The sequence below is a fragment of the Sporosarcina koreensis genome (assembly GCF_001531445.1).
GTDB classification, from domain to species: domain Bacteria; phylum Bacillota; class Bacilli; order Bacillales_A; family Planococcaceae; genus Sporosarcina; species Sporosarcina koreensis_C.
On the sequence record NZ_LQYA01000003.1, the window covers coordinates 88,693 to 110,639 of the forward strand.

At 44.8% G+C, this 21,947-nt stretch carries 37 protein-coding genes and 1 riboswitch; all 37 genes read left to right on the forward strand.

The window, feature by feature from the left end; translation table 11 throughout:
* Nucleotides 1-20 precede the first annotated feature (20 nt).
* Nucleotides 21-644 (forward strand): 50S ribosomal protein L4, encoded by a 624-nt coding sequence (gene rplD, locus AWV70_RS00935; protein ID WP_060203416.1) that lies wholly within the window; start codon nt 21-23, stop codon nt 642-644.
* Nucleotides 644-928 carry a 50S ribosomal protein L23 gene (rplW, locus tag AWV70_RS00940; protein ID WP_060203418.1) on the forward strand — a complete coding sequence of 95 codons (285 nt, stop codon included), beginning with the start codon at nt 644-646 and terminating at the stop codon, nt 926-928. Before rplD ends, rplW begins: the two co-directional genes overlap by 1 nt.
* Nucleotides 929-961: 33 nt before the next feature.
* On the forward strand, nt 962-1,792 hold the full coding sequence (gene rplB, locus AWV70_RS00945) for a 50S ribosomal protein L2 (RefSeq protein ID WP_060203419.1): 831 nt from the start codon (nt 962-964) through the stop codon (nt 1,790-1,792).
* Between the two features lie 63 nt (nt 1,793-1,855).
* Entirely contained in the window at nt 1,856-2,134 is a 279-nt protein-coding gene (gene rpsS / locus AWV70_RS00950; RefSeq protein ID WP_060203421.1) for a 30S ribosomal protein S19, read from the forward strand.
* 19 nt (nt 2,135-2,153) lie between these two features.
* Complete coding sequence (rplV, locus tag AWV70_RS00955) at nt 2,154-2,498, forward strand: 50S ribosomal protein L22 (RefSeq protein WP_060203423.1); 345 nt, start codon at nt 2,154-2,156, stop codon at nt 2,496-2,498.
* 3 nt (nt 2,499-2,501) lie between these two features.
* On the forward strand, nt 2,502-3,158 hold the full coding sequence (gene rpsC, locus AWV70_RS00960; RefSeq protein ID WP_060203425.1) for a 30S ribosomal protein S3: 657 nt from the start codon (nt 2,502-2,504) through the stop codon (nt 3,156-3,158).
* Between the two features lie 2 nt (nt 3,159-3,160).
* On the forward strand, nt 3,161-3,595 hold the full coding sequence (gene rplP, locus AWV70_RS00965; protein WP_060203427.1) for a 50S ribosomal protein L16: 435 nt from the start codon (nt 3,161-3,163) through the stop codon (nt 3,593-3,595).
* Nucleotides 3,585-3,785 (forward strand): 50S ribosomal protein L29, encoded by a 201-nt coding sequence (gene rpmC / locus AWV70_RS00970; protein ID WP_009499049.1) that lies wholly within the window; start codon nt 3,585-3,587, stop codon nt 3,783-3,785. The genes rplP and rpmC overlap by 11 nt, the downstream gene beginning before the upstream one ends.
* Before the next feature lie 17 nt (nt 3,786-3,802).
* Nucleotides 3,803-4,066 carry a 30S ribosomal protein S17 gene (gene rpsQ, locus AWV70_RS00975; RefSeq protein ID WP_060203429.1) on the forward strand — a complete coding sequence of 88 codons (264 nt, stop codon included), beginning with the start codon at nt 3,803-3,805 and terminating at the stop codon, nt 4,064-4,066.
* A gap of 39 nt (nt 4,067-4,105) precedes the next feature.
* A complete protein-coding gene (gene rplN / locus AWV70_RS00980) occupies nt 4,106-4,474 on the forward strand; it encodes a 50S ribosomal protein L14 (protein WP_060203431.1) in 369 nt (122 codons plus the stop codon).
* 35 nt (nt 4,475-4,509) lie between these two features.
* Entirely contained in the window at nt 4,510-4,821 is a 312-nt protein-coding gene (rplX, locus tag AWV70_RS00985) for a 50S ribosomal protein L24 (protein WP_060203433.1), read from the forward strand.
* A gap of 26 nt (nt 4,822-4,847) precedes the next feature.
* Nucleotides 4,848-5,387, forward strand: a complete 540-nt coding sequence (gene rplE, locus AWV70_RS00990) for a 50S ribosomal protein L5 (RefSeq protein WP_060203435.1) — start codon at nt 4,848-4,850, stop codon at nt 5,385-5,387.
* A gap of 19 nt (nt 5,388-5,406) precedes the next feature.
* The gene (gene rpsN / locus AWV70_RS22740; protein ID WP_066366377.1) at nt 5,407-5,592 is read left to right on the forward strand and encodes a 30S ribosomal protein S14; all 186 of its coding nucleotides are present in this window, start codon (nt 5,407-5,409) and stop codon (nt 5,590-5,592) included.
* Nucleotides 5,593-5,621: 29 nt separating this feature from the next.
* Nucleotides 5,622-6,020: a 30S ribosomal protein S8 gene (rpsH, locus tag AWV70_RS00995; protein WP_060203437.1), complete on the forward strand. Its 399-nt coding sequence runs from the start codon at nt 5,622-5,624 to the stop codon at nt 6,018-6,020.
* 30 nt (nt 6,021-6,050) lie between these two features.
* The gene (gene rplF, locus AWV70_RS01000; RefSeq protein ID WP_060203439.1) at nt 6,051-6,590 is read left to right on the forward strand and encodes a 50S ribosomal protein L6; all 540 of its coding nucleotides are present in this window, start codon (nt 6,051-6,053) and stop codon (nt 6,588-6,590) included.
* Between the two features lie 34 nt (nt 6,591-6,624).
* A complete protein-coding gene (gene rplR / locus AWV70_RS01005) occupies nt 6,625-6,987 on the forward strand; it encodes a 50S ribosomal protein L18 (protein WP_060203442.1) in 363 nt (120 codons plus the stop codon).
* Nucleotides 6,988-7,009: 22 nt separating this feature from the next.
* Nucleotides 7,010-7,510: a 30S ribosomal protein S5 gene (gene rpsE / locus AWV70_RS01010; RefSeq protein ID WP_060203444.1), complete on the forward strand. Its 501-nt coding sequence runs from the start codon at nt 7,010-7,012 to the stop codon at nt 7,508-7,510.
* A 13-nt stretch (nt 7,511-7,523) separates the two neighbouring features.
* The gene (gene rpmD / locus AWV70_RS01015; protein WP_060203446.1) at nt 7,524-7,706 is read left to right on the forward strand and encodes a 50S ribosomal protein L30; all 183 of its coding nucleotides are present in this window, start codon (nt 7,524-7,526) and stop codon (nt 7,704-7,706) included.
* A gap of 33 nt (nt 7,707-7,739) precedes the next feature.
* Nucleotides 7,740-8,180: a 50S ribosomal protein L15 gene (gene rplO, locus AWV70_RS01020; RefSeq protein ID WP_060203448.1), complete on the forward strand. Its 441-nt coding sequence runs from the start codon at nt 7,740-7,742 to the stop codon at nt 8,178-8,180.
* On the forward strand, nt 8,180-9,472 hold the full coding sequence (gene secY / locus AWV70_RS01025) for a preprotein translocase subunit SecY (protein ID WP_060203450.1): 1,293 nt from the start codon (nt 8,180-8,182) through the stop codon (nt 9,470-9,472). The genes rplO and secY overlap by 1 nt, the downstream gene beginning before the upstream one ends.
* A 54-nt stretch (nt 9,473-9,526) precedes the next feature.
* Nucleotides 9,527-10,180, forward strand: coding sequence for an adenylate kinase (locus AWV70_RS01030; RefSeq protein WP_060203452.1), 654 nt, complete (start codon nt 9,527-9,529; stop codon nt 10,178-10,180).
* Nucleotides 10,177-10,551 (forward strand): hypothetical protein, encoded by a 375-nt coding sequence (locus tag AWV70_RS01035; protein ID WP_060203454.1) that lies wholly within the window; start codon nt 10,177-10,179, stop codon nt 10,549-10,551. Before AWV70_RS01030 ends, AWV70_RS01035 begins: the two co-directional genes overlap by 4 nt.
* 244 nt (nt 10,552-10,795) lie before the next feature.
* Nucleotides 10,796-11,014, forward strand: a complete 219-nt coding sequence (gene infA, locus AWV70_RS01040; RefSeq protein ID WP_060203457.1) for a translation initiation factor IF-1 — start codon at nt 10,796-10,798, stop codon at nt 11,012-11,014.
* A gap of 40 nt (nt 11,015-11,054) precedes the next feature.
* Nucleotides 11,055-11,168 (forward strand): 50S ribosomal protein L36, encoded by a 114-nt coding sequence (rpmJ, locus tag AWV70_RS22745; protein ID WP_076758849.1) that lies wholly within the window; start codon nt 11,055-11,057, stop codon nt 11,166-11,168.
* A 24-nt stretch (nt 11,169-11,192) separates the two neighbouring features.
* Complete coding sequence (rpsM, locus tag AWV70_RS01045; RefSeq protein ID WP_060203459.1) at nt 11,193-11,558, forward strand: 30S ribosomal protein S13; 366 nt, start codon at nt 11,193-11,195, stop codon at nt 11,556-11,558.
* Nucleotides 11,559-11,583: 25 nt separating this feature from the next.
* Nucleotides 11,584-11,973 (forward strand): 30S ribosomal protein S11, encoded by a 390-nt coding sequence (rpsK, locus tag AWV70_RS01050; protein WP_009499031.1) that lies wholly within the window; start codon nt 11,584-11,586, stop codon nt 11,971-11,973.
* 136 nt (nt 11,974-12,109) lie between these two features.
* Nucleotides 12,110-13,054 (forward strand): DNA-directed RNA polymerase subunit alpha, encoded by a 945-nt coding sequence (locus AWV70_RS01055; RefSeq protein ID WP_060203461.1) that lies wholly within the window; start codon nt 12,110-12,112, stop codon nt 13,052-13,054.
* Nucleotides 13,055-13,082: 28 nt separating this feature from the next.
* On the forward strand, nt 13,083-13,463 hold the full coding sequence (gene rplQ, locus AWV70_RS01060; RefSeq protein ID WP_060203464.1) for a 50S ribosomal protein L17: 381 nt from the start codon (nt 13,083-13,085) through the stop codon (nt 13,461-13,463).
* Nucleotides 13,464-13,751: 288 nt separating this feature from the next.
* Entirely contained in the window at nt 13,752-14,597 is an 846-nt protein-coding gene (locus tag AWV70_RS01065; RefSeq protein ID WP_060203466.1) for an energy-coupling factor ABC transporter ATP-binding protein, read from the forward strand.
* The gene (locus tag AWV70_RS01070) at nt 14,573-15,439 is read left to right on the forward strand and encodes an energy-coupling factor ABC transporter ATP-binding protein (protein ID WP_060203467.1); all 867 of its coding nucleotides are present in this window, start codon (nt 14,573-14,575) and stop codon (nt 15,437-15,439) included. The genes AWV70_RS01065 and AWV70_RS01070 overlap by 25 nt, the downstream gene beginning before the upstream one ends.
* On the forward strand, nt 15,439-16,242 hold the full coding sequence (locus AWV70_RS01075) for an energy-coupling factor transporter transmembrane component T family protein (RefSeq protein ID WP_060203469.1): 804 nt from the start codon (nt 15,439-15,441) through the stop codon (nt 16,240-16,242). Before AWV70_RS01070 ends, AWV70_RS01075 begins: the two co-directional genes overlap by 1 nt.
* A gap of 1 nt (nt 16,243) precedes the next feature.
* A complete protein-coding gene (gene truA / locus AWV70_RS01080) occupies nt 16,244-16,984 on the forward strand; it encodes a tRNA pseudouridine(38-40) synthase TruA (RefSeq protein ID WP_060203471.1) in 741 nt (246 codons plus the stop codon).
* Between the two features lie 175 nt (nt 16,985-17,159).
* The gene (gene rplM, locus AWV70_RS01085; RefSeq protein ID WP_060203474.1) at nt 17,160-17,597 is read left to right on the forward strand and encodes a 50S ribosomal protein L13; all 438 of its coding nucleotides are present in this window, start codon (nt 17,160-17,162) and stop codon (nt 17,595-17,597) included.
* 19 nt (nt 17,598-17,616) lie between these two features.
* Nucleotides 17,617-18,009 carry a 30S ribosomal protein S9 gene (rpsI, locus tag AWV70_RS01090; RefSeq protein ID WP_060203476.1) on the forward strand — a complete coding sequence of 131 codons (393 nt, stop codon included), beginning with the start codon at nt 17,617-17,619 and terminating at the stop codon, nt 18,007-18,009.
* A gap of 230 nt (nt 18,010-18,239) precedes the next feature.
* Nucleotides 18,240-18,341, forward strand: a riboswitch (purine riboswitch).
* Nucleotides 18,342-18,515: 174 nt separating this feature from the next.
* A complete protein-coding gene (locus tag AWV70_RS01095; protein ID WP_060203478.1) occupies nt 18,516-19,475 on the forward strand; it encodes a nucleoside hydrolase in 960 nt (319 codons plus the stop codon).
* A 44-nt stretch (nt 19,476-19,519) separates the two neighbouring features.
* A complete protein-coding gene (locus AWV70_RS01100; protein ID WP_060203481.1) occupies nt 19,520-20,734 on the forward strand; it encodes a NupC/NupG family nucleoside CNT transporter in 1,215 nt (404 codons plus the stop codon).
* Nucleotides 20,735-20,934: 200 nt separating this feature from the next.
* Nucleotides 20,935-21,945, forward strand: coding sequence for an ABC transporter substrate-binding protein (locus tag AWV70_RS01105; protein ID WP_160327611.1), 1,011 nt, complete (start codon nt 20,935-20,937; stop codon nt 21,943-21,945).
* Nucleotides 21,946-21,947 lie beyond the last annotated feature (2 nt).

The following is a 21,947-nucleotide window of genomic DNA, read 5'->3' on the forward strand; positions in this document are numbered from 1 at the left end:
AAAGGAAGGAGGAAACAATAATGCCTAAAGTATCCGTACTAAGTCAGACAGGTTCTTCAGTTGGCGACATCGAATTGAACGAAGCGATCTTCGGTATCGAGCCAAACGAAGCTGTCCTATTTGAAGCATTGGTTCAACAACGCGCATCATTGCGCCAAGGTAACCATAAAGTAAAAACTCGCGCGGAAGTTGCTGGCGGTGGCCGTAAACCATGGCGCCAAAAAGGAACTGGACGTGCTCGTCAAGGGTCGATCCGTTCACCACAATGGCGTGGAGGCGGTATCGTATTCGGTCCGACTCAAAGAAGCTACAGCTACAAGCTTCCTAAGAAAGTTCGTCGTTTGGCACTCCTTTCAGCTCTTTCAACGAAAGTGCGCGATGAGGAAATCATCGTATTGGACGCTCTAACATTCGACGCACCAAAAACAAAAGAATTCACGAAGGTCCTTACAGATCTTTCAATCGATAAAAAAGCATTGTTCGTAACAGCTGATCTTGACGAAGCGGTGGCATTGTCCGCTCGCAACATCCCTGGAATCAGTGTTGTTACAGCAAACGGCATCAACGTTCTTGACCTTGTCGCTCATGACAAGCTTGTCATCACTAAAGATGCAGTTCAAAAAATTGAGGAGGTGCTTGGTTAATGGAAGCACGTGATGTCCTAAAACGTCCGGTCATTACCGAGCGTTCTTCAGAACAAATGGAATACAAAAAGTACACTTTCGAAATCGATACACGCGCTAACAAAACACATGTGAAGCAAGCGATCGAAGAAATCTTCGGAGTGAAAGTGGAAAAAGTCAACGTACAGAACTACAAAGGTAAGTTCAAGCGTATGGGCAAACATGCAGGTTACACAAACAAGCGCCGTAAAGCGATCGTAACTTTGACTGCTGATTCAAAAGACATCGAACTATTCGAAATGTAATTGACTCGTAAATAAACGAAGGAGGGAACACCAATGGCGATTAAGAAATACAAACCTACCTCCAACGGACGTCGTAACATGACTTCTTCAGACTTCTCTGCTATTACAACAGATAAGCCGGAAAAATCATTGCTTGAACCACTAAAGCGTAAAGGCGGACGTAACAACCAAGGTAGGATGACTGTTCGTCACCAAGGTGGAGGCCATAAGCGCCAATACCGTGTCATCGACTTCCAACGTCGGAAAGATGGCATTCCAGGACGCGTTGCTACGATCGAATACGATCCAAACCGTTCTGCAAACATCGCCCTAATCAACTATGCTGATGGGGAGAAACGTTACATCCTTGCACCAAAAGGATTGGAAGTGGGCATGACTGTTATGTCAGGACCTGAAGCGGACATCCGCGTAGGGAACTCTCTTCCACTTGAAAACATTCCAATGGGTTCTACAATCCATAACATCGAATTGAAACCTGGTAAAGGTGGACAATTGGTGCGTTCTGCTGGTACATCCGCACAATTGCTTGGACGTGAAGGCAAATACGTAATCATCCGTCTACAATCAGGCGAAGTTCGTATGATCCTATCAACTTGCCGCGCAACAATCGGTCAAGTAGGTAACGAGCAACACGAATTGATCAATATCGGTAAAGCAGGTCGTTCACGCTGGATGGGCAAACGTCCAACTGTTCGTGGATCTGTCATGAACCCTAACGATCACCCGCATGGTGGTGGTGAAGGACGTACTCCAATCGGCCGTCCGAGCCCAGTTACACCTTGGGGCAAACCAGCTCTTGGTTACAAAACTCGTAAGAAAAACAACAAATCCGACAAACTTATCGTTCGTCGCCGTAAAAAATAATGTGATGACACTGCGGTTCGGTAAATGGACCGTAGTCCAATCATCACGGAAGGAGGTTTTTCCATGGGCCGCAGCTTGAAAAAAGGACCTTTTGCAGATGATCATTTGATGAAAAAGGTCGACGCTCAAAAAGATGCACAAAAGAAACAGGTCATTAAAACTTGGTCACGCCGTTCCACAATTTTTCCATCCTTCATCGGATTGACGATTGCTGTATATGACGGACGCAAGCACGTACCTGTCTATGTGACTGAAGATATGGTTGGTCACAAACTCGGTGAATTCGTACCTACGCGCACATACAAAGGTCATGGCGCTGACGATAAGAAAACAAGACGTTAATTGAGAGGAGGTTAATCTGATGCAACAAGCAAAAGCTACTGCCCGCACAGTCCGTATTGCTCCTCGCAAAGTCCGTTTGGTCGTTGATCTTATCCGGGGCAAGAAAATCGGTGAAGCTGTCGCGATTCTACGCCTGACGCCGAAAGCGGCATCGCCGGTTGTAGAAAAAGTATTGAAATCAGCAATCGCTAACGCTGAACACAACTATGAGATGGATGTTGAGAACATGATCGTCAGCGAAGTATTCGTTGATGAAGGTCCAACAATGAAACGTTTCCGTCCACGCGCACAAGGTCGTGCAAGTGCGATCAATAAACGTACTAGCCACATTACAGTAGTGGTATCCGAAAAGAAGGAGGGGTAATTCGTGGGTCAAAAAGTACATCCTAATGGTTTGCGGGTTGGCATCATTCGTGATTGGGATTCGAAATGGTATGCAGAAAAAGACTATGCGAATCTTCTACATGAAGACTTGAAAATCCGTGAGTACATCGAAAAACGCCTTGTCGATGCAGCAGTTTCCAAAGTGGAAATTGAACGTGCCGCAAAGCGTGTCAATATTACAATCCACACTGCGAAGCCGGGCATGGTGATCGGTAAAGGCGGTTCCGAAGTCGAAGCACTTCGTAAATCGTTGAACGATATCACTGGCAAGCGTGTACACATCAACATCGTAGAAATCAAACGTGCTGACCTTGACGCGAAATTGGTTGCAGAATCAATCGCACGTCAATTAGAAGGCCGTGTATCATTCCGTCGTGCTCAAAAACAAGCAATCCAACGCACAATTCGTTCTGGTGCAAAAGGAATCAAAACTCAAGTATCCGGACGTCTTGGCGGTGCTGACATCGCTCGTGCGGAACACTACAGTGAAGGTACTGTTCCTCTTCATACATTACGTGCAGACATTGACTATGCACACGCAGAAGCTGACACTACATATGGTAAGCTTGGCGTAAAAGTATGGATTTACCGGGGAGAAGTCCTTCCAGTGAAGAAGAACTCTGAGGAAGGAGGCAACTAATTATGTTAATGCCTAAACGCGTTAAATATCGTCGTGTATTCCGTGGTAAAATGCGCGGAACTACAAAAGGCGGAGCATCTGTGCAATTTGGTGAGTTCGGCCTACAAGCAACTGAATCAGGTTGGATCACGAACCGTCAAATCGAATCTGCCCGTATCGCAATGACACGTTACATGAAACGTGGCGGTAAAGTTTGGATCAACATCTTCCCACACAAGCCATATACGAAAAAGCCTCTTGAAGTCCGGATGGGTTCCGGTAAAGGTGCTGTAGAAGGCTGGGTAGCAGTAGTAAAACCAGGTCGTGTAATGTTTGAAATCGCAGGTGTGTCAGAAGAGGTTGCCCGTGAAGCACTTCGTCTCGCATCTCACAAACTGCCTGTCAAGAGCAAGTTTGTAAAACGTGAAGAAATTGGTGGTGAATCTAATGAAAGCTAAAGAAATCCGTGACTTAACAACTGCAGAAATCGAGCAAAAAGTGAAATCACTGAAAGAAGAGCTTTTCAACCTTCGCTTCCAATTAGCGACAGGACAATTAGAAAACACTGCACGCATCCGTGAAGTTCGCAAATCGATTGCGCGCATGAAAACTGTAATACGTCAAAGAGAGATCAGTGCAAATAACTGATGAAGGAGGTTGCAGCCATGACTGAGCGTAACCAGCGCAAAGTATATACAGGCCGTGTAGTATCCGACAAAATGGATAAAACGGTTACCGTAATGGTAGAGACACATAAAAAGCACACTTTATACGGCAAACGTGTAAAGTATTCTAAGAAATTCAAGGCCCATGACGAACTGAATGAAGCGAAGATCGGCGACGTAGTTCGCATTATGGAAACACGTCCACTTTCAGCTACAAAGCGTTTCCGCCTCATCGAAGTAGTCGAAAAAGCGGTCATCATCTAATATCGTTCGGAAAGTAAATTCCGAGAGGAGGTAGCCTCAATGATTCAACAAGAAAGCCGTATGAAAGTTGCCGATAACTCAGGTGCACGTGAAGTTCTAACAATTAAAGTTCTTGGTGGAACAGGCCGTAAAACTGCAAATATCGGTGACATCGTTGTTGTAACAGTGAAAAAAGCAACACCAGGTGGCGTTGTCAAGAAAGGCGACGTTGTCAAAGCTGTTATCGTCCGCACGAAAAGCGGAGTACGTCGTAAAGATGGCTCCTACATTACGTTCGACGAAAACGCATGTGTTATCATCCGCGATGACAAGAGCCCACGTGGAACTCGTATTTTCGGACCAGTTGCACGCGAATTGCGCGACAGCAACTTCATGAAAATCATTTCACTAGCTCCAGAAGTTCTTTAATTACATGACAGTGCCAATCAAGGAGGTGCGATGAAATGCACGTTAAAAAAGGCGATAAAGTTATGGTCATCACCGGAAAAGACAAAGGTAAGACCGGAGTCATCTTAGCTGCTTTCCCTAAAAAGGATCGTGTGCTTGTAGAAGGCGTAAATATCGTAAAGAAACATACAAAGCCGAACCAAGCGAATCCTCAAGGCGGAATCGTCAGCCAAGAGGCAGCTATCCATGTATCCAACGTCATGCCAATCGATCCTAAAACAGGTGAACCTACTCGTGTAGGTTATAAATTCGAAGATGGCAAAAAGATTCGTATTGCTAAAAAATCCGGTGAAGCACTGGACAAATGAGTAATGGATGAAAGGAGGTCCAACTGATGAGCCGATTAAAAGAGAAATTTTCGAAAGAAATCACACCTGCTCTCATGGGCAAGTTTGAATATACTTCAGTAATGCAAGTACCAAAAGTAGAGAAGATCGTCATCAATATGGGTGTTGGTGATGCTGTTCAAAACTCTAAAGCGCTTGACGCGGCAGTAGAAGATCTAACTATTATTTCCGGTCAAAAGCCAGTTGTAACAAAAGCGAAAAAGTCAATCGCCGGATTCCGTCTTCGTGAAGGAATGCCGATCGGTGCGAAAGTTACATTACGCGGTGAACGTATGTATGAATTCCTGGACAAGCTGATCTCAGTTTCACTTCCACGTGTTCGTGACTTCCGAGGTGTTTCGAAGAAATCATTCGACGGTCGCGGAAACTACACACTTGGTGTGAAAGAACAGCTTATTTTCCCTGAAATCGACTACGATAAAGTATCTAAAGTACGAGGAATGGATATCGTCATCGTTACGACTGCTAACTCCGATGAAGAAGCACGCGAGTTGTTAACGCAGTTCGGCATGCCGTTCCAAAAGTAAACTAAAGGGAGGCGAAAACGTGGCTAAGAAATCAATGATCGTTAAACAGAAACGTACGCCAAAGTTCAAGGTTCAAGAATATACACGTTGCGAGCGCTGTGGTCGTCCGCACTCCGTATATCGTAAATTTAAACTTTGCCGTATTTGTTTCCGAGAACTCGCATATAAGGGACAAATTCCTGGCGTTAAAAAAGCTAGTTGGTAATCCCCTAACTTGGGAAGGAGGTTAATGGAATGACAATGAGTGATCCGATCGCAGATATGCTTACACGCATCCGTAACGCGAACATGGTTCGTCACGAGAAGCTTGAGGTACCTGCTTCAAACATGAAAAGAGAAATCGCTGAAATCTTGAAACGTGAAGGTTTCGTCCGCGATGTTGAATATGTGGAAGATAGCAAACAAGGCATTATCCGCATTTTCCTTAAATATGGTCAAAACAACGAGCGTGTTATCACTGGTCTTAAACGTATCTCAAAACCTGGTCTTCGTGTTTATGCAAAAACAAATGAAGTTCCTAAAGTTTTGAATGGCCTTGGTATCGCCCTTGTGTCCACGTCAAACGGTCTCCTTACTGATAAGGAAGCTCGCGCGAAACAAGTAGGCGGAGAAGTCGTAGCTTACGTTTGGTAATCCGTAACAATTGAATGGAGGTGCAATAGGATGTCCCGAATTGGTAAACGTCCAATCGAGGTTCCTGAAAACGTGACAGTTACTATCGCTGATGATAACGTTGTTACTGTTAAAGGCCCGAAAGGCGAACTTACAAATACATTTAATGCTGATATTAAAATCGAGCAAGAAGGCAATGTCATCACTTTGACTCGTCCTTCTGACTCTAAAGAACACCGTTCAATCCACGGAACAACTCGTTCCCTTTTGGATAACATGGTAACTGGTGTATCTAAAGGTTTTGAACGTACACTTGAACTTGTTGGGGTTGGGTATCGTGCTCAGCTTCAAGGCAAGAAACTCGTATTGAACGTAGGATACTCTCACCCGGTTGAGTTCACACCGGAAGATGGAGTCGAAGTTGAAGTTCCTGCGAATACGAAAATTATCGTTCGCGGTATCAATAAAGAACGCGTCGGTGCTTTAGCGTCGAACATTCGTCAAGTACGCCCACCTGAGCCGTACAAAGGAAAAGGTATTAAGTACGAAGGCGAACAAATTCGTCGTAAAGAAGGAAAAACAGGTAAATAATGCCGCGTAAAGGCATTCGGAAGGAGTGACCACGATGATCACGAAACAAGATAAGAACGCTGTCCGCAGAAAACGTCACGCACGTGTTCGTACGAAAATCAGCGGAACTCCAGCGCGTCCACGCTTGAATGTTTATCGTTCAAACAAACATATCTATGCACAACTAATCGACGATATGAATGGCGTTACGATTGCTAGTGCTTCCACAATGGATAAAGGGTTCGATTTGGACTCTAAAGCGGATGCCCAAGCAGCAGCTAAAGTCGGCGAGATGATCGCGAAGAAAGCCGTTGAAAAGGACGTCAAATCGGTTGTTTTCGACCGTGGCGGATACCTATTCCACGGCCGTGTGAAAGCTCTTGCAGACGCAGCACGCGAAAATGGACTGGAATTTTAATTAAGAAGGAGGGACATATTTCATGCGTCGTAATGATCAGAATAGAAGTGAATTCGAAGAACGCGTAGTAACGATCAACCGCGTAGCGAAAGTGGTAAAGGGTGGACGTCGTTTCCGCTTTACAGCACTTGTCGTTGTCGGAGATAAAAACGGCCGCGTCGGTTTTGGAACAGGGAAAGCGCAAGAGGTTCCTGATGCAATCCGTAAAGCAATCGAAGATGCGAAGAAGAACTTGATCGAAGTGCCTATGGTTAAAGGAACGACTCCACACGAAATTATTGGACGTTTTGGTGCAGGCCAAATCCTTATCAAACCAGCAGCACCTGGTACAGGAGTAATCGCCGGAGGACCTGTCCGTGCGGTACTTGAACTTGCAGGAATCACGGATATCCTTTCAAAATCCTTGGGATCAAGCACACCGATCAACATGGTACGTGCAACAATTGAAGGGTTGAAGAATTTGAAACGCGCTGAAGAGGTTGCTAAATTGCGCGGCAAATCCGTAGAAGAACTGTTAGGTTAAGGGGGGAAACACTATGGCAAACAAACTTGAAATCACCCTTACGAAAAGTGTAATCGGCGCGAAGCCAGCACAACGTAAAACAGTTGAAGCTCTCGGTCTGCGTAAGTTGAACCAGACAGTTGAACATCAAGACAACGTAGCAATTCGTGGCATGATCAACAAGGTTAGCCACTTAGTCACTGTTAAAGAACAATAATGCACATTTTCGAAATAAGGAGGTGCCGATAAGATGAAATTACACGATATGAAGCCAGCTGAAGGCGCACGTAAAGCACGTAAACGCATTGGTCGTGGAATCGGTTCCGGTACAGGTAAAACTTCCGGTAAAGGTCATAAAGGTCAAAACGCTCGTTCCGGCGGCGGTGTTCGCCTTGGATTCGAGGGTGGTCAAATTCCACTATTCCAACGACTTCCGAAGCGTGGTTTTACGAACATCAATCGTAAAGAATACGCAATTGTGAACTTGGACGTACTGAACCGTTTTGACGAAGGTACTGAAGTTACACCTGAATTGCTAATTGAAACTGGAATCGTGAGCAATGAAAAATCAGGAATTAAGATTCTTGGAAATGGGACTCTTGAAAAAAAGATTACTGTCAAAGCTCATAAATTCTCAGCTTCTGCTAAAGAGGCTATCGAGAAAGCGGGCGGGCAAGCAGAGGTGATTTAATGTTTCAGACAATCTCCAACTTTATGCGCGTTAGAGATATCAGGTCTAAAATCATTTTCACACTAGTAGTGCTCATCGTATTCAGACTTGGGGCGTTTGTCCCGGTCCCGAACGTTGATGCAACAGCTTTGCAAGAATCAAATAACCAATTCATTGGATTTCTAAACATATTCGGCGGTGGCGCACTAGCGCAATTCTCCATTTTCGCAATGGGAATCATGCCGTACATCACTGCTTCCATCATTGTGCAATTATTGCAGATGGATGTTGTTCCGAAATTCACTGAGTGGGCAAAGCAAGGGGACGTCGGAAGACGGAAGCTTGCGCAATTTACAAGATATTTCACAGTCGTCCTCGCCTTTATTCAAGCGATTGCCATGTCATTCGGCTTTAACCAAATGTTTGGCGGTACGCTCATCATGGACGAAGGAATCTCCACTTATGTGATGATTGCGATTGTCTTGACTGCCGGTACATCATTCCTGCTTTGGCTTGGTGAGCAGATCACTGCAAAAGGAGTAGGTAATGGTATTTCCATTATCATCTTTGCGGGTATCGTTGCAGCTATTCCGAATGCAGTGAACCAACTGTATGCAACACAAATTCAAGATGCGGGAGACGCTTTGTTCATTCGTCTTGCTACGATGGCATTATTGTTGATCGTCATCATTGCGATCATCGTCGGAGTCGTTTATGTACAGGAAGCACTTCGTAAAATTCCAATTCAGTACGCAAAACGTATGACAGGCCGCGGACAGACTACGGCCGGACAACAAACGCATTTACCGTTGAAATTGAATGCTGCAGGGGTTATCCCGGTAATCTTTGCTGTGGCATTTTTCATCACACCTCAGCAATTAAGTGCATTTTTTGGCGATAATAGTGTAACGAAATTCATCACACGAACGTTTGACTACAATCAACCGGTCGGTATGATCATTTATGTAGCACTGATCCTCGCTTTCACATATTTCTACGCGTTCATTCAGGTGAATCCGGAAAATATGGCAGATAACCTGAAAAAGCAAGGTGCGTATATCCCGGGCATTCGTCCAGGGCAAAACACGCAAAACTATTTAACGAGCACTTTGTACAGATTGACATTCGTCGGTTCGATTTTCCTTGCCGTCGTAGCAATCATGCCGATTTTCTTCATCAATTTGGCGAACCTTCCACAGTCTGCTCAAATTGGAGGAACGAGCTTGCTCATCGTCGTCGGGGTTGCACTTGAAACGATGAAACAGCTTGAATCACAACTCGTGAAAAGGCATTACAAAGGGTTCATGAAATAATATTCCAGATAGGCGGGAAACCCCTATTTTGAATAATGATGGAGGGCACGACGTATGAATATCGTATTAATGGGTCTGCCGGGTGCCGGAAAAGGTACACAAGCAGATAAAATTGTCGAAAAGTACGAAATCCCTCATATTTCTACAGGCGATATGTTCCGTGCTGCTATCCAGGAAGGCACGGAACTTGGAGTCAAAGCGAAATCGTTCATGGATCAAGGTGCGCTTGTTCCTGATGAAGTGACAATCGGTATCGTTCGTGAACGACTGAGCAAATCGGATTGTGATAACGGATTCCTACTGGATGGTTTTCCGCGTACAGTTCCTCAAGCAGAAGCACTAGATGCACTGCTATCGGATATGGGCCGGAAGATTGAGCATGTTCTTAACATCAAAGTGGAAAAAGATGAACTTATCGCAAGATTGACCGGTCGCAGAATTTGCAAAGTATGCGGCACATCCTACCATTTGCAATTCAACCCGCCAAAGGTTGAAGGCAAATGCGATAAGGATGGCGGAGAACTTTATCAGCGAGCGGATGACAATCCGGAAACTGTCACGAACCGTCTGGAAGTAAATATGAACCAAACAGCACCGCTATTGGCGTATTATAACGACAAAGGCGTGCTGACAAACATAGATGGACAAAAAGACATCAATGATGTTTTCAAAGATCTGGACGCTATCTTACAAGAGAGTGGCCAGTGATCCTTTCCGGACGCAATTCATGCACGCCATATTGCGGGCAGCATCACACTGTTGCACGGAAAGAGCGTATGATTAACGAGCTGCAAAAGCATATGGTGCCCGGTATAGGAACTGGTGATAATCCATTGGCGGCACTGTTTTGGGACGTCGTAAATGCAATTGCCCACCAAGGTGGGTATAATGTAAAGGATGTCCGGAACTATGTGGCAAGTATGGAACACACCAACGGCAATCCTGTCGTTTGTGTCTTTTCCGATGCGATTTTCCACAACAAAAGTCGGGGACTGACTTACGGGAAACGAAGTGTGACAGACGTCTTTCGAACATCACTCATGCAATCCGGACATATGTTGAAGGAAGCTTTAACTTGACTCAGCTAGGTCAGTCATTACATTTAGTGTCAAGATTAATGCCGGTTTATAACTAAATCAGAGGTATTCCAAATGCACGCTGATCCAAGTTAAGCCTCCGGCGGATGTCATGGATTTTGAAAGGAGTCAATTGCGCAAGCGCAATTCAAAATCCAGACACAATTACGCCAAGGCGTAATTGATTTGGGACTGTTGCCGCTCGATGGTTAAGACCTTTATTGGATATAGAAGGGAGACAGGATTGATGGCGAAGGACGACGTAATTGAAGTTGAAGGAACCGTAGTCGAAACGTTGCCGAACGCGATGTTCAAGGTGGAATTGGAAAACGGTCATACGATTCTTGCACATGTTTCAGGCAAGATCCGCATGCACTTTATCCGTATCCTGCCTGGCGACAAAGTGACGATGGAACTCTCACCTTATGATTTGACACGCGGTCGTATCACATACCGTTTTAAATAAAACTTTTGCAACTCCGGAATATTGAAGGAGGTTGGGTAAGATGAAAGTAAGGCCATCTGTAAAACCGATCTGCGAAAAATGTAAAGTTATTCGCAGACGCGGCCGAGTAATGGTAATCTGTGAAAATCCAAAACATAAACAAAGACAAGGCTAATACAAAGGGAGGTGCACAATCTATATGGCACGTATTGCTGGTGTAGACGTACCGCGCGATAAGCGCGTAGTCATTTCATTGACATACATTTTCGGAATTGGTAAAACTACTGCACAAAAAGTTTTGGCTGGTGCAGGTGTTTCTGAGGAAACTCGCGTCCGTGATCTTACTGATGCAGAGCTTGATAAAATCCGTGAGCAAATCGACAGCTTGAAAGTTGAAGGGGATCTTCGTCGTGAAACTTCCCTCAACATCAAACGTTTGATGGAAATCGGAAGCTTCCGTGGAATCCGTCATCGTCGTGGATTACCTGTTCGTGGACAAAACACGAAAAACAACGCACGTACACGTAAAGGTCCTAAACGGACAGTCGCTAACAAGAAGAAATAATAGGTAAAGGAGGTTTTTCGTAGACATGGCACGTAAACAACAAACTCGTAAACGTCGTGTGAAAAAGAATATTGAAACTGGTATTGCACATATCCGTTCGACGTTCAACAATACAATCGTAACGATCACTGATAGTCATGGAAATGCCCTTTCTTGGTCCAGTGCTGGTGCATTAGGATTCAGAGGTTCCCGTAAATCGACTCCGTTTGCTGCACAAATGGCTGCTGAAACTGCTGCCAAAACTGCTATGGAGCACGGCTTGAAGTCTTTGGAGGTTACTGTTAAAGGACCGGGTGCTGGACGTGAAGCTGCAATCCGTTCACTACAAGCTGCAGGTCTAGAAGTAACTGCAATCAGAGACGTAACTCCGGTTCCACATAACGGATGCCGCCCACCAAAACGTCGTCGTGTATAATGGTTTGTTCTCCAATTGATTGAAAAGCACAATTTTTGGTAAAACTGAGTTGTGTGATTGCATTTTGATTTCTTGTGATAATCGATTTCAATATGGAACGGCCTATATACTAGACGTTTTAAAGGAGGGTAAATGAATGATCGAGATTGAAAAACCGAAGATTGAAACAGTTATGATCAGCGAAGATTCCAAGTTCGGTAAATTTATTATTGAACCATTGGAGCGTGGATACGGAAACACTTTAGGGAATTCCTTGCGCCGCGTGCTTCTTTCCTCATTGCCAGGAGCTGCCGTGACATCTATCCAGATCGACGGAGTTCTTCATGAATTCTCTACAATTGAAGGTGTCGTTGAAGACGTTGCAACAATTATTTTGAATGTGAAGCAACTTGCTCTCAAAATCTACTCAGATGATGAGAAAGTGATTGAAATAGATGTAAAAGGCGAAGGGACGGTCACTGCTGCGGATATCACTCATGACAGTGATGTCGAAGTGCTGAACCCGGATCTGCAAATCGCTACACTAGGCAAGAACGGTCATTTGCGTATGCGCATGTATGCTGTTCGCGGCCGTGGGTATGCACCTTCCGATCAAAACAAACGTGAGGATCTTGCGATTGGTGTAATTCCGATCGACTCTATTTACACTCCAGTTTCACGCGTCAATTTCCAAGTAGAGAATACTCGTGTAGGTCAAAGTACAAACTTCGATAAGTTGACGTTTGACATTTGGACAGATGGTAGCATCGGTCCGAAAGAAGCTGTTTCGCTCGGAGCAAAAATCCTGACGGAGCATCTGAATATTTTCGTTGGCATGACTGACGAAGCACAAACTGCTGAAATCATGGTGGAAAAAGAAGAAGATCAGAAAGAGAAAGTGCTTGAGATGACTATCGAAGAGCTCGATCTATCTGTACGTTCTTACAACTGCCTGAAACGCGCAGGCATCAATACTGTACTTGAACTTGCAAACAAGTCCGAGGATGAGATGATGAAAGTGCGCAACCTTGGCCGTAAATCACTTGAAGAAGTGAAGGCGAAATTGGACGAGTTGAACCTCGGGTTACGCTCGGAAGATTAATCAACTAGATTGAAGGAGGGAAACTTCTATGGGTTACAGAAAACTTGGACGTACAAGTTCACAACGTAAAGCAATGCTTCGCGACTTGGCGACAGACCTAATCGTGCATGAGCGCATCCAAACAACAGAAGCGCGTGCGAAAGAATTACGTTCAGTCGTTGAAAAGATGATTACGCTTGGTAAACGCGGTGACTTGCATGCACGTCGTCAAGCAGCACAATTTATTCGTCGTGAGTTGGTTACAACTGCGGATGAAGAAGGCAACGAGAAAGAAATCTTTGCACTTCAAAAATTGTTCGATAACGTGGCACCACGCTACGCAGATCGCCAAGGCGGCTACACTCGTATTATGAAAATGGGACCTCGTCGCGGAGACGGAGCACCTGTTGTAGTAATTGAACTTGTGTAATAAATAATTGTAAAACCAAGGGTGTGTCTGGCATACGCACAGCCACGCCCTTTTCTTATCTAAACGATTTATACGACAATATTAAAAGCTGAGTGTTATGATTGACGGTTCAGCCGATCGGTCTAGCTCTACGCATCTCATCCGCTGATCTGGATTGAGCACCCGGCATCAGAATAGAATGGAGCGCATTTCTTCGGATGAGGTGCGCGCTTTTTTTATTTATACGGAGAAAAAATTGAAGAATTCAGTTGTTTTATACATAATCAGAAAAACCCGGAGGTGAAAGATGTGAAGGAAATTTTGTCGTTGGATCATGTGTCTTTTTCTTACGAGGCAGAAGATGGTGGAACACGTAGAGCAGTTGACGATGTCAGCTTCACCGTGAATGACGGTGAATGGATTGCTATCGTCGGTCATAATGGGTCAGGTAAATCAACATTGGCCAAGCTAATGATCGGTCTTTTATTTCCAGAGGAGGGCAAGGTGAAGGTCTTCTTGGAGGAGCTGAACGTAGACAACCTATGGGAAATTCGTTCGGACATCGGAATCGTCTTTCAAAATCCGGATAATCAGTTCGTCGGCTCGACTGTACAGGACGATGTGGCATTCGCCTTGGAGAACAACGGCATTCCTTTCGAGGAAATGGTCCCACGTGTCCATGAATCACTTGCCCAAGTGAATATGGAAGGGTTTCTGGATCATGAGCCTCATCACCTATCCGGCGGACAGAAACAGCGTGTGGCAATTGCAGGGGCGCTCGCAATGCGCCCGAAGCTGCTTATTTTGGATGAGGCGACTTCGATGCTTGATCCGCAAGGACGCGATGAAGTGATCCAAGTTGTCGATGAATTGAAGCAGACGACGGGGCTGACGGTGATTTCCATTACACATGATCTGGAAGAAGTGCTGTTGGCAGATAAAGTTGTTGTGATGAATAGTGGAAAAATGATGTTGACCGGCAAGCCGGAGGAGATTTTTGCACATGGAGATGAGTTGGAGTCAATCGGGCTCGATTTGCCTTTTGCGGCAAGATTGTCCCGCTCCCTTCGCCAGGCAGGAATCGCGATACAAGGGGAACATATGACGGAAGAAGAGTTGGTGAATGAATTATGGACATCACACTTCAGCAAGTAGGCTATTCATACGCAAAAGGCACGCCCTTTGAAAAACGGGCCCTTTATGAAGCGAATGCTTCAATCCGATCCGGGTCGTATACAGCAATTATCGGGCATACAGGCTCAGGCAAATCTACATTGCTTCTTCATCTGAACGGTCTCCTGAAACCGACTGAAGGGGCAGTGCGAATTGGGGATGTCAGCATCACTGCCGCCACGAAGGCGAAAGAGCTGAAACAGATCCGCAGGAACGTCGGCATCGTATTCCAATTTCCCGAGCATCAGCTCTTTGAAGAGACTGTTGAAAAGGATATCATGTTCGGTCCTCTGAACTTTGGGATTCCCGAAGAGGAAGCGAGACAGCGCGCCCATGAATTGATCCGACTGCTGGGATTGCCGGAAGATATCGCGCAGAAGTCCCCGTTCGATTTATCCGGAGGACAAATGCGCAGGGTCGCAATTGCGGGAGTCCTTGCATTCAAACCGTCAGTCCTCATATTGGATGAACCGACGGCAGGCCTGGATCCACGCGGACGGAAAGAAATTATGGAGCTTTTCAATAAATTGCATAAAGAGGAAGGCTTGACGACCATTCTCGTCACGCACAGCATGGAAGATGCGGCCAGATATGCGGATCAGATTCTCGTCATGCATGAAGGGCGTTCTGTCATGTCAGGAACGCCTGAAGAAGTGTTTGGGGATGCTGAGCAACTGAAGTCATTCCGACTCGGCTTGCCGCGTTCTGTGGCGTTTCAACGGGATGTGGAGAAGCTGTTCGGCAAGCCGCTTGGGAAGTTGACACTGACGGAAGAGCAGCTTGCTAGTGCTATTGCTGCCGCTCTGAAGGAAGGTGAGCAATAATGCTAGAGAAAATGATCTTCGGCCGCTATGTGCCAGGGGATTCATTCGTCCATCGGCTGGATCCAAGATCGAAGCTGCTGTTCGTCTTCCTGTTCATTGTGGCAGTGTTTTTAGCGAATAATACAGCGACGTACGCTTTACTATTGGCGTTCACATTGCTTGTCATATTCATTGCACGAATCCGTCTTTATTTCTTGTTCAATGGATTGAAACCAATCCTCTTCCTCATTATTTTCACTTTGCTCATGCACTTCATTTTCACGAAGGAAGGCGCACTGCTGATCGACTGGAAGTTCATCAAGATTTACGAAGAAGGGGTCAGGCAAGGGATTTATATTTCCATCCGGTTCCTCGTACTTGTCCTCATGACGACCATATTGACATTGACGACGTCACCAATTTCCATCACGGACGGAATGGAGACGCTATTGAATCCATTGAAGCGAATTAAATTGCCTGTTCACGAGCTGGCTTTGATGATGTCGATTTCACTTCGTTTCATACCGACGTTGATGGATGAAACGGATAAGATATTGAAAGCGCAGCTCGCCCGGGGATCCGACTTGACAAGTGGAACGATTAAAGAAAGGATCCGGGCCGTCGTGCCACTACTTGTCCCTCTTTTCGTCAGCGCGTTCAAACGGGCAGAGGATCTTGCCATCGCAATGGAAGTGAGAGGGTACCGCGGCGGAGAGGGCAGGACAAGGTACCGTCAATTAGATTGGCAGTGGCGTGATACATTGATCATCATCATTTTCATTATTTTAGTCGCCGCTCTCATTTGGCTGAGAGGGGGGCGGTGATATGAGACGGGTCAAGGCTACCGTCGCTTACGACGGCACGGATTATGCAGGCTACCAGTCCCAGCCGAATATGCGGACGGTGCAGTCTGTCATCGATAAGGCGCTTGTAAAGCTCCACAAAGACAGTTCCATCTACTCGGTCGCGAGCGGCAGGACGGACGCAGGCGTACATGCATGGGGTCAAGTCATCCACTTTGACACGCCTCTTAAGCTGCCGCTTGATCGTTGGCAAATGGCGCTGAATGTTTTATTGCCGAAGGACGTAAGAATCGTCAAAACGGAATTTGTGGATGACGAATTCCATGCGCGTTATTCCGCGACCGGGAAAACGTATATGTTCAAATGGTCATCGAGTGAGGTGCAAAGCCCTTTCGAACGTAATTATGCCGTCCATCTGGGGAAGTGGCGTCCTGACATCGAAAGGATGCGCGAGGCTGCCAAGTACATTGTCGGCACGCACGATTTCACGAGTTTCTGTTCATCCAAGACTGCAACTTCGAATAAAGTGCGGACGGTCCGTGAATTAATGGTTGTGGAACAGGGCGAAGAGCTGATCATGACGATTGAAGGCGATGGATTTTTGTACAATATGGTCCGGACGATTGCGGGCATGCTTTTCGCTGTCGGCATCGGTTGGAACGAGCCGCGCGACATGAAGGAAATTCTTGAGGAGAAAGACCGCAAAAAGGCCGGAAAAACCGCACCGGCACACGGTTTGTACTTGATGAATGTCACGTACTAGACTTGAGTCAACTTTTCCAGGCGTTTTCTAATAAAACGCTTGACTTATTGTCGCTTTCAATATAAGATGATAAATGGTATTTCAATAACCCCACAATAAGCCCCGGAAAGTTTATTTGTGTTTAGGGATAGAGAAAACAACGGAACAGATTGATATTTTTAGGAGGAAACAATACATGCGTACAACATTCATGGCTAAAGGTCACGAAGTAGAGCGTAAATGGCTCGTTGTCGACGCTGAAGGACAGACGCTTGGTCGTCTAGCTTCTGAAGTTGCAGCAATTTTGCGCGGCAAAAACAAACCTACGTTCACACCACACGTTGACACTGGCGATCACGTCATCATCATCAACGCTGAGAAAATCCAATTGTCTGGGAATAAATTAAAAGATAAAATCTACTATCGCCACTCTGGCTATACTGGTAATATCAAGCAACGTACAGCGCTTGAAATGCGTACAAACTACCCAACTAAAATGTTGGAGCTTGCGATTAAAGGGATGCTTCCAAAAGGCCCTCTAGGTCGTCAAACAATCAAGAAACTTCATGTCTATGCTGGACCGGAACATCCACATACGGCACAAAAACCAGAAGCATACGAGCTTCGCGGATAATTAAGAGGAGGAAACACTTTTGGCACAAGTACAATATATCGGCACTGGCCGTCGTAAAAGTTCAGTAGCTCGTGTACGTCTCGTACCTGGCGAAGGCAAAATCGTCGTCAATAACCGTGACGTAGAAGACTACGTACCATTCGAAACACTTCGTGAAGTGATCAAACAACCACTTGTAGCTACTGAAACACTTGGCAGCTATGATATCCATGTAAACGTCCATGGCGGCGGATACACAGGTCAAGCAGGCGCAATCCGCCACGGCGTTGCACGCGCTCTATTGACTGTAGATCCTGACTTCCGCGGTACATTGAAAGCTGCAGGCTTGCTTACACGTGACTCACGCATGAAAGAACGTAAAAAATACGGTCTTAAAGGCGCTCGTCGTGCACCTCAGTTCTCAAAACGTTAATTACGATTATGTACAGCCCTTTCTCGAGTTTATCGGGAAAGGGTTTTTTTATGTTATATAATCCGGAATTTAGTAATGTGCTAACTTGGTTTAACAAATTTTCTTTACTTTGAAAGCGTAAACACGAAAGATGATTTGTCAAAATAAAATAACATTCGTGTTTTTGTTGACTGTATTAAAGTTTTTATGCTATAAATGTAAAGTGAAAAACAGCTTTATAACCTGTGCAACAATTTCATTTAAATAATAAATGTATATGCTTGGGAATATGGCCCGAGCGTTTCTACCTGGTAACCGTAAACTACCGGACTACATGAAAAACTGACTGGAAATATTACTTTTCCGTTATTTTTCGTGAATCGGTAAACCGGGTAGAATCTATCCGGTTTTTTTGTACTTCATTCAGAAAAGGAATTGCCGGTAGAAGCATATGAATATCTTCTCGCTAATATCGGGAGACTAACCGATATCCATTCAAACAACTATACAGAAAAGGAAGATGTAACATGACAAAGAAACCTATTTACTTTAACCATGATGGCGGAGTCGATGATCTCGTATCATTATTCTTATTGCTTCGTATGGATAATGTTGAAGTGACGGGTGTATCCGTCATTCCAGCAGATTGTTATTTAGAGCCGGCTGTATATGCGAGCCGAAAAATCATTGATCGTTTTGGAGATGGCGTCAGCCTCGACGTAGCTGAATCCAACTCACGAGGAAAGAATCCATTTCCGAAAGACTGGAGAATGCATGCGTTTCTTGTAGACGCACTGCCGATTTTAAACGAATCCGGGAAAGTGGTTACGCCAGTAGCAGAAAAACCGGCCCATCTTCATATGATCGATGCGATTCGAAATACTTCAGAAAAGACAACTCTATTATTCACCGGTCCACTTACCGACCTAGCACGCGCATTGGACGAGGCACCGGATATTGAAGAGAAGATCGAAAGGCTCGTTTGGATGGGCGGCACTTTCCGTGAAGACGGAAATGTTCATGAGCCTGAACATGATGGAACAGCGGAATGGAACGTGTTTTGGGATCCGGAAGCAGCGGCACGCGTATGGGAAACAAGCATCGAAATTGATTTAGTCGCGCTTGAAAGCACAAATCAAGTACCTCTAACGTTGGACGTTCGTGAACGTTGGGCGAAGGATCGTACGTTTATCGGGGTTGATTTTCTCGGTCAATGTTATGCGATGGTGCCTCCGCTCGTCCACTTTAAAACAAATTCCACGTACTATTTATGGGACGTGTTAACGACTGCATTTATTGGCAACACAGATCTTGTGAAAGTGCAAACGGTCAATAGTGTTGTCATCCCCGATGGACCAAGCCAAGGACGCACAGTGGAAACGCCTGAAGGACGACCTGTAAATGTTGTTTATGATGTGGATCGCGATGCATTCTTCGATTACATTACGGAATTGGCGAGACTTGTGAGCGGAGAAAACTCTAAGTAAAAAACGAATTATCAATTTAACTTCAACATGACGGGAGAGATACTATGCAATACATCTGGGGAATTTGCGGCATCATCGGTATTTTAGTGATTGCATGGGCCCTATCGACAGCACGTAAATCCATCAATCTGAGAACTGTTTTTGGCGCTTTAGCGATTCAGCTTATTTTTGGTTTTGCCGTTTTGAAATGGGAATTCGGAAGAAAGATTTTAGAAAAGATTTCAGGAATTGTCCAAAAAGTGATTGATTCGTCAAATGAAGGAATTCAATTTTTGTTTGGCGGAGTACTAGGTGCAGAGGGTGTAGGTTTCACCTTTGCATTTCAAGTGTTGCCGATTATCATTTTCTTTGCTTCCTTAATATCGGTCCTTTATTATCTAGGAATTATGCAGTTTTTGACGAAAATCGTCGGTGGACTCTTAGCAAAAGCCCTTAAGACAAGCGAGACTGAATCGATGTCAGCAGCAGCTAATATCTTTCTTGGTCCTACAGAGGCTCCATTAGTGGTAAAACCTTATATCGAAAAAATGACTAGATCGGAACTGTTTGCAGTCATGGTAGGCGGAATGGCTTGTGTATCGGGTGCTGTTTTAGGCGGGTACGCGATGCTTGGTGTTCCTATCGAATATTTGTTGGCTGCAGCTTTCATGGGGGCTCCGGCGGGATTGTTATTTGCGAAAATCCTCGTTCCTCAAACAGAAAAATTGAACACAACTGAAAATGTTCAAATGGTGAAAGACACGGAATCCAGAAACGTAATCGATGCGGCATCTCGCGGCGCGATGGATGGATTGAAAATAGCGGTTGGTGTCGGTGCGATGCTGATTGCGTTTATCTCCCTTATTTATTTAGTAAATCTGATTACTGGAGCGATTGGTGGAGTTTTCGGATTTGAATCGCTCACTCTAGAAAAAATATTAGGTTTTCTTTTATCTCCACTCGCCTTCCTTATTGGGGTTCCGTGGGATGAAGCATTACAAGCAGGTTCATTTATTGGACAAAAATTTGTATTAAACGAATTTGTCGCCTATACTTCTTTTGCAAATGAAATAGCCAATCTATCACCTAAAACTGTTGCCATTATTAGTTTCGCATTATGTGGCTTTGCCAATCTTGCAGCGCTAGCCATGCTAATTGGCGGTTTAGGTGGAATGGCTCCTTCGAGAAGAAAAGATATTGCTGACATGGGAATGCGGGCAATCATCGGGGGAACACTTGCCAATCTGATGAGTGCGGCCATTGCCGGGATGTTAATATAACCCATAGTCTATTGGAATTGTTTCCAAACCCTTTCTACTTTGGTGGAAAGGGTTTTTTGAATGGAATGTTATTGATTTCAGAAAAAGATGAAAAACAGATTGACAATGGTATTGAGAACCATTATCATCTTTAATGAGATTGAAAATCATTATCAATTGGATAGGGGAGAAAGTACAAGATGGCTTTAGAGGGAAAGAGTTTGAAAAAGGTTTATGCATTTTTACTTGCTGCTGTGCTCGCATTGTTGACAGCATGTTCCTCGAACTCAACGGAGGATGCAAGTAAAGACGAAACGGATAAAGAAGTGAATGAGAATAAGACAGTCGCGCATGAGTCGGTTGAGAAGCAGGAAGTGGGGTTGACGTTAGAGAATGACGGCACTGATGAGGAAAAATTCAATGAGGCGCTTAGTCAATTTTCAGAAGCAGTTCCTGAACGGATCATTACAACCTCGGTTCCTTTAACAGAGATGCTACATCTTCTTGACATAACGCCAGTAGGGGTTCCAACGTCCACGAATCCTCTCCCGCAAGACTTTGAGTCAATCGACAAAATAGGTTCGCCAATGGCGCCGGATCTTGAAGTCGTCACGAACTTAAAACCGGATTTGATCCTTGGAGCTGAATCGCTTCGCAGCACATTGGAAAAAAATCTTGAAGGTATGAATATGTCAACAGCCTATTTACGTACCGATTCATTTGATGATTTAAAACGGAGCTTCAAAGTATTAGGCACTTATTTCAATAAAACAGATAAGATGAACGAAAAAATGCAAATGATTTTGGATAAGGAAAATGAATTGACGAAATTGGCGGAAGGCAAAAAACTGCCGACAGTTATGCTTATGATCGGAACTTCGGATTCATTTATGGTGATGAACGAAAAATCTTATCTTGGAAGCTTAGTAGAGCGTCTAGGTGCTGATAATATTGCAACGACAGTATTAAAAGCGACAGATACATATTCTCCTATGAATATGGAGGAAATTGTCGTCGCGGATCCGGATATTATTCTTGTTCTTGCGTCTGGTGATCATGGTGCATCGGAAGAAATGTTCCAAAAAGAAGTGGAAAGCAATGACACATGGACAAAACTATCTGCGTATCAGAACGACAAGATTCACATTTTGGATTATGACGTCTTTGGTGTAACGTCCATAAGCAACGTGGAGAAAGCATTAACAGAGATTGCTAGTTATTTCTTTGAATAAAC

What these genes read in the sequence shown, in the direction of transcription:
- rplD (WP_060203416.1), top strand. Translation starts at nt 21, where the DNA reads ATGCCTAAAGTATCCGTACTAAGTCAGACAGGTTCTTCAGTTGGCGAC.
- rplW (WP_060203418.1), top strand. Translation starts at nt 644, where the DNA reads ATGGAAGCACGTGATGTCCTAAAACGTCCGGTCATTACCGAGCGTTCT.
- rplB (WP_060203419.1), top strand. Translation starts at nt 962, where the DNA reads ATGGCGATTAAGAAATACAAACCTACCTCCAACGGACGTCGTAACATG.
- rpsS (WP_060203421.1), top strand. Translation starts at nt 1,856, where the DNA reads ATGGGCCGCAGCTTGAAAAAAGGACCTTTTGCAGATGATCATTTGATG.
- rplV (WP_060203423.1), top strand. Translation starts at nt 2,154, where the DNA reads ATGCAACAAGCAAAAGCTACTGCCCGCACAGTCCGTATTGCTCCTCGC.
- rplP (WP_060203427.1), top strand. Translation starts at nt 3,161, where the DNA reads ATGTTAATGCCTAAACGCGTTAAATATCGTCGTGTATTCCGTGGTAAA.
- rpmC (WP_009499049.1), top strand. Translation starts at nt 3,585, where the DNA reads ATGAAAGCTAAAGAAATCCGTGACTTAACAACTGCAGAAATCGAGCAA.
- rpsQ (WP_060203429.1), top strand. Translation starts at nt 3,803, where the DNA reads ATGACTGAGCGTAACCAGCGCAAAGTATATACAGGCCGTGTAGTATCC.
- rplN (WP_060203431.1), top strand. Translation starts at nt 4,106, where the DNA reads ATGATTCAACAAGAAAGCCGTATGAAAGTTGCCGATAACTCAGGTGCA.
- rplX (WP_060203433.1), top strand. Translation starts at nt 4,510, where the DNA reads ATGCACGTTAAAAAAGGCGATAAAGTTATGGTCATCACCGGAAAAGAC.
- rplE (WP_060203435.1), top strand. Translation starts at nt 4,848, where the DNA reads ATGAGCCGATTAAAAGAGAAATTTTCGAAAGAAATCACACCTGCTCTC.
- rpsH (WP_060203437.1), top strand. Translation starts at nt 5,622, where the DNA reads ATGACAATGAGTGATCCGATCGCAGATATGCTTACACGCATCCGTAAC.
- rplF (WP_060203439.1), top strand. Translation starts at nt 6,051, where the DNA reads ATGTCCCGAATTGGTAAACGTCCAATCGAGGTTCCTGAAAACGTGACA.
- rplR (WP_060203442.1), top strand. Translation starts at nt 6,625, where the DNA reads ATGATCACGAAACAAGATAAGAACGCTGTCCGCAGAAAACGTCACGCA.
- rpsE (WP_060203444.1), top strand. Translation starts at nt 7,010, where the DNA reads ATGCGTCGTAATGATCAGAATAGAAGTGAATTCGAAGAACGCGTAGTA.
- rpmD (WP_060203446.1), top strand. Translation starts at nt 7,524, where the DNA reads ATGGCAAACAAACTTGAAATCACCCTTACGAAAAGTGTAATCGGCGCG.
- rplO (WP_060203448.1), top strand. Translation starts at nt 7,740, where the DNA reads ATGAAATTACACGATATGAAGCCAGCTGAAGGCGCACGTAAAGCACGT.
- secY (WP_060203450.1), top strand. Translation starts at nt 8,180, where the DNA reads ATGTTTCAGACAATCTCCAACTTTATGCGCGTTAGAGATATCAGGTCT.
- AWV70_RS01030 (WP_060203452.1), top strand. Translation starts at nt 9,527, where the DNA reads ATGAATATCGTATTAATGGGTCTGCCGGGTGCCGGAAAAGGTACACAA.
- infA (WP_060203457.1), top strand. Translation starts at nt 10,796, where the DNA reads ATGGCGAAGGACGACGTAATTGAAGTTGAAGGAACCGTAGTCGAAACG.
- rpmJ (WP_076758849.1), top strand. Translation starts at nt 11,055, where the DNA reads ATGAAAGTAAGGCCATCTGTAAAACCGATCTGCGAAAAATGTAAAGTT.
- rpsM (WP_060203459.1), top strand. Translation starts at nt 11,193, where the DNA reads ATGGCACGTATTGCTGGTGTAGACGTACCGCGCGATAAGCGCGTAGTC.
- rpsK (WP_009499031.1), top strand. Translation starts at nt 11,584, where the DNA reads ATGGCACGTAAACAACAAACTCGTAAACGTCGTGTGAAAAAGAATATT.
- AWV70_RS01055 (WP_060203461.1), top strand. Translation starts at nt 12,110, where the DNA reads ATGATCGAGATTGAAAAACCGAAGATTGAAACAGTTATGATCAGCGAA.
- rplQ (WP_060203464.1), top strand. Translation starts at nt 13,083, where the DNA reads ATGGGTTACAGAAAACTTGGACGTACAAGTTCACAACGTAAAGCAATG.
- AWV70_RS01070 (WP_060203467.1), top strand. Translation starts at nt 14,573, where the DNA reads ATGGACATCACACTTCAGCAAGTAGGCTATTCATACGCAAAAGGCACG.
- AWV70_RS01075 (WP_060203469.1), top strand. Translation starts at nt 15,439, where the DNA reads ATGCTAGAGAAAATGATCTTCGGCCGCTATGTGCCAGGGGATTCATTC.
- truA (WP_060203471.1), top strand. Translation starts at nt 16,244, where the DNA reads ATGAGACGGGTCAAGGCTACCGTCGCTTACGACGGCACGGATTATGCA.
- rplM (WP_060203474.1), top strand. Translation starts at nt 17,160, where the DNA reads ATGCGTACAACATTCATGGCTAAAGGTCACGAAGTAGAGCGTAAATGG.
- AWV70_RS01095 (WP_060203478.1), top strand. Translation starts at nt 18,516, where the DNA reads ATGACAAAGAAACCTATTTACTTTAACCATGATGGCGGAGTCGATGAT.
- AWV70_RS01100 (WP_060203481.1), top strand. Translation starts at nt 19,520, where the DNA reads ATGCAATACATCTGGGGAATTTGCGGCATCATCGGTATTTTAGTGATT.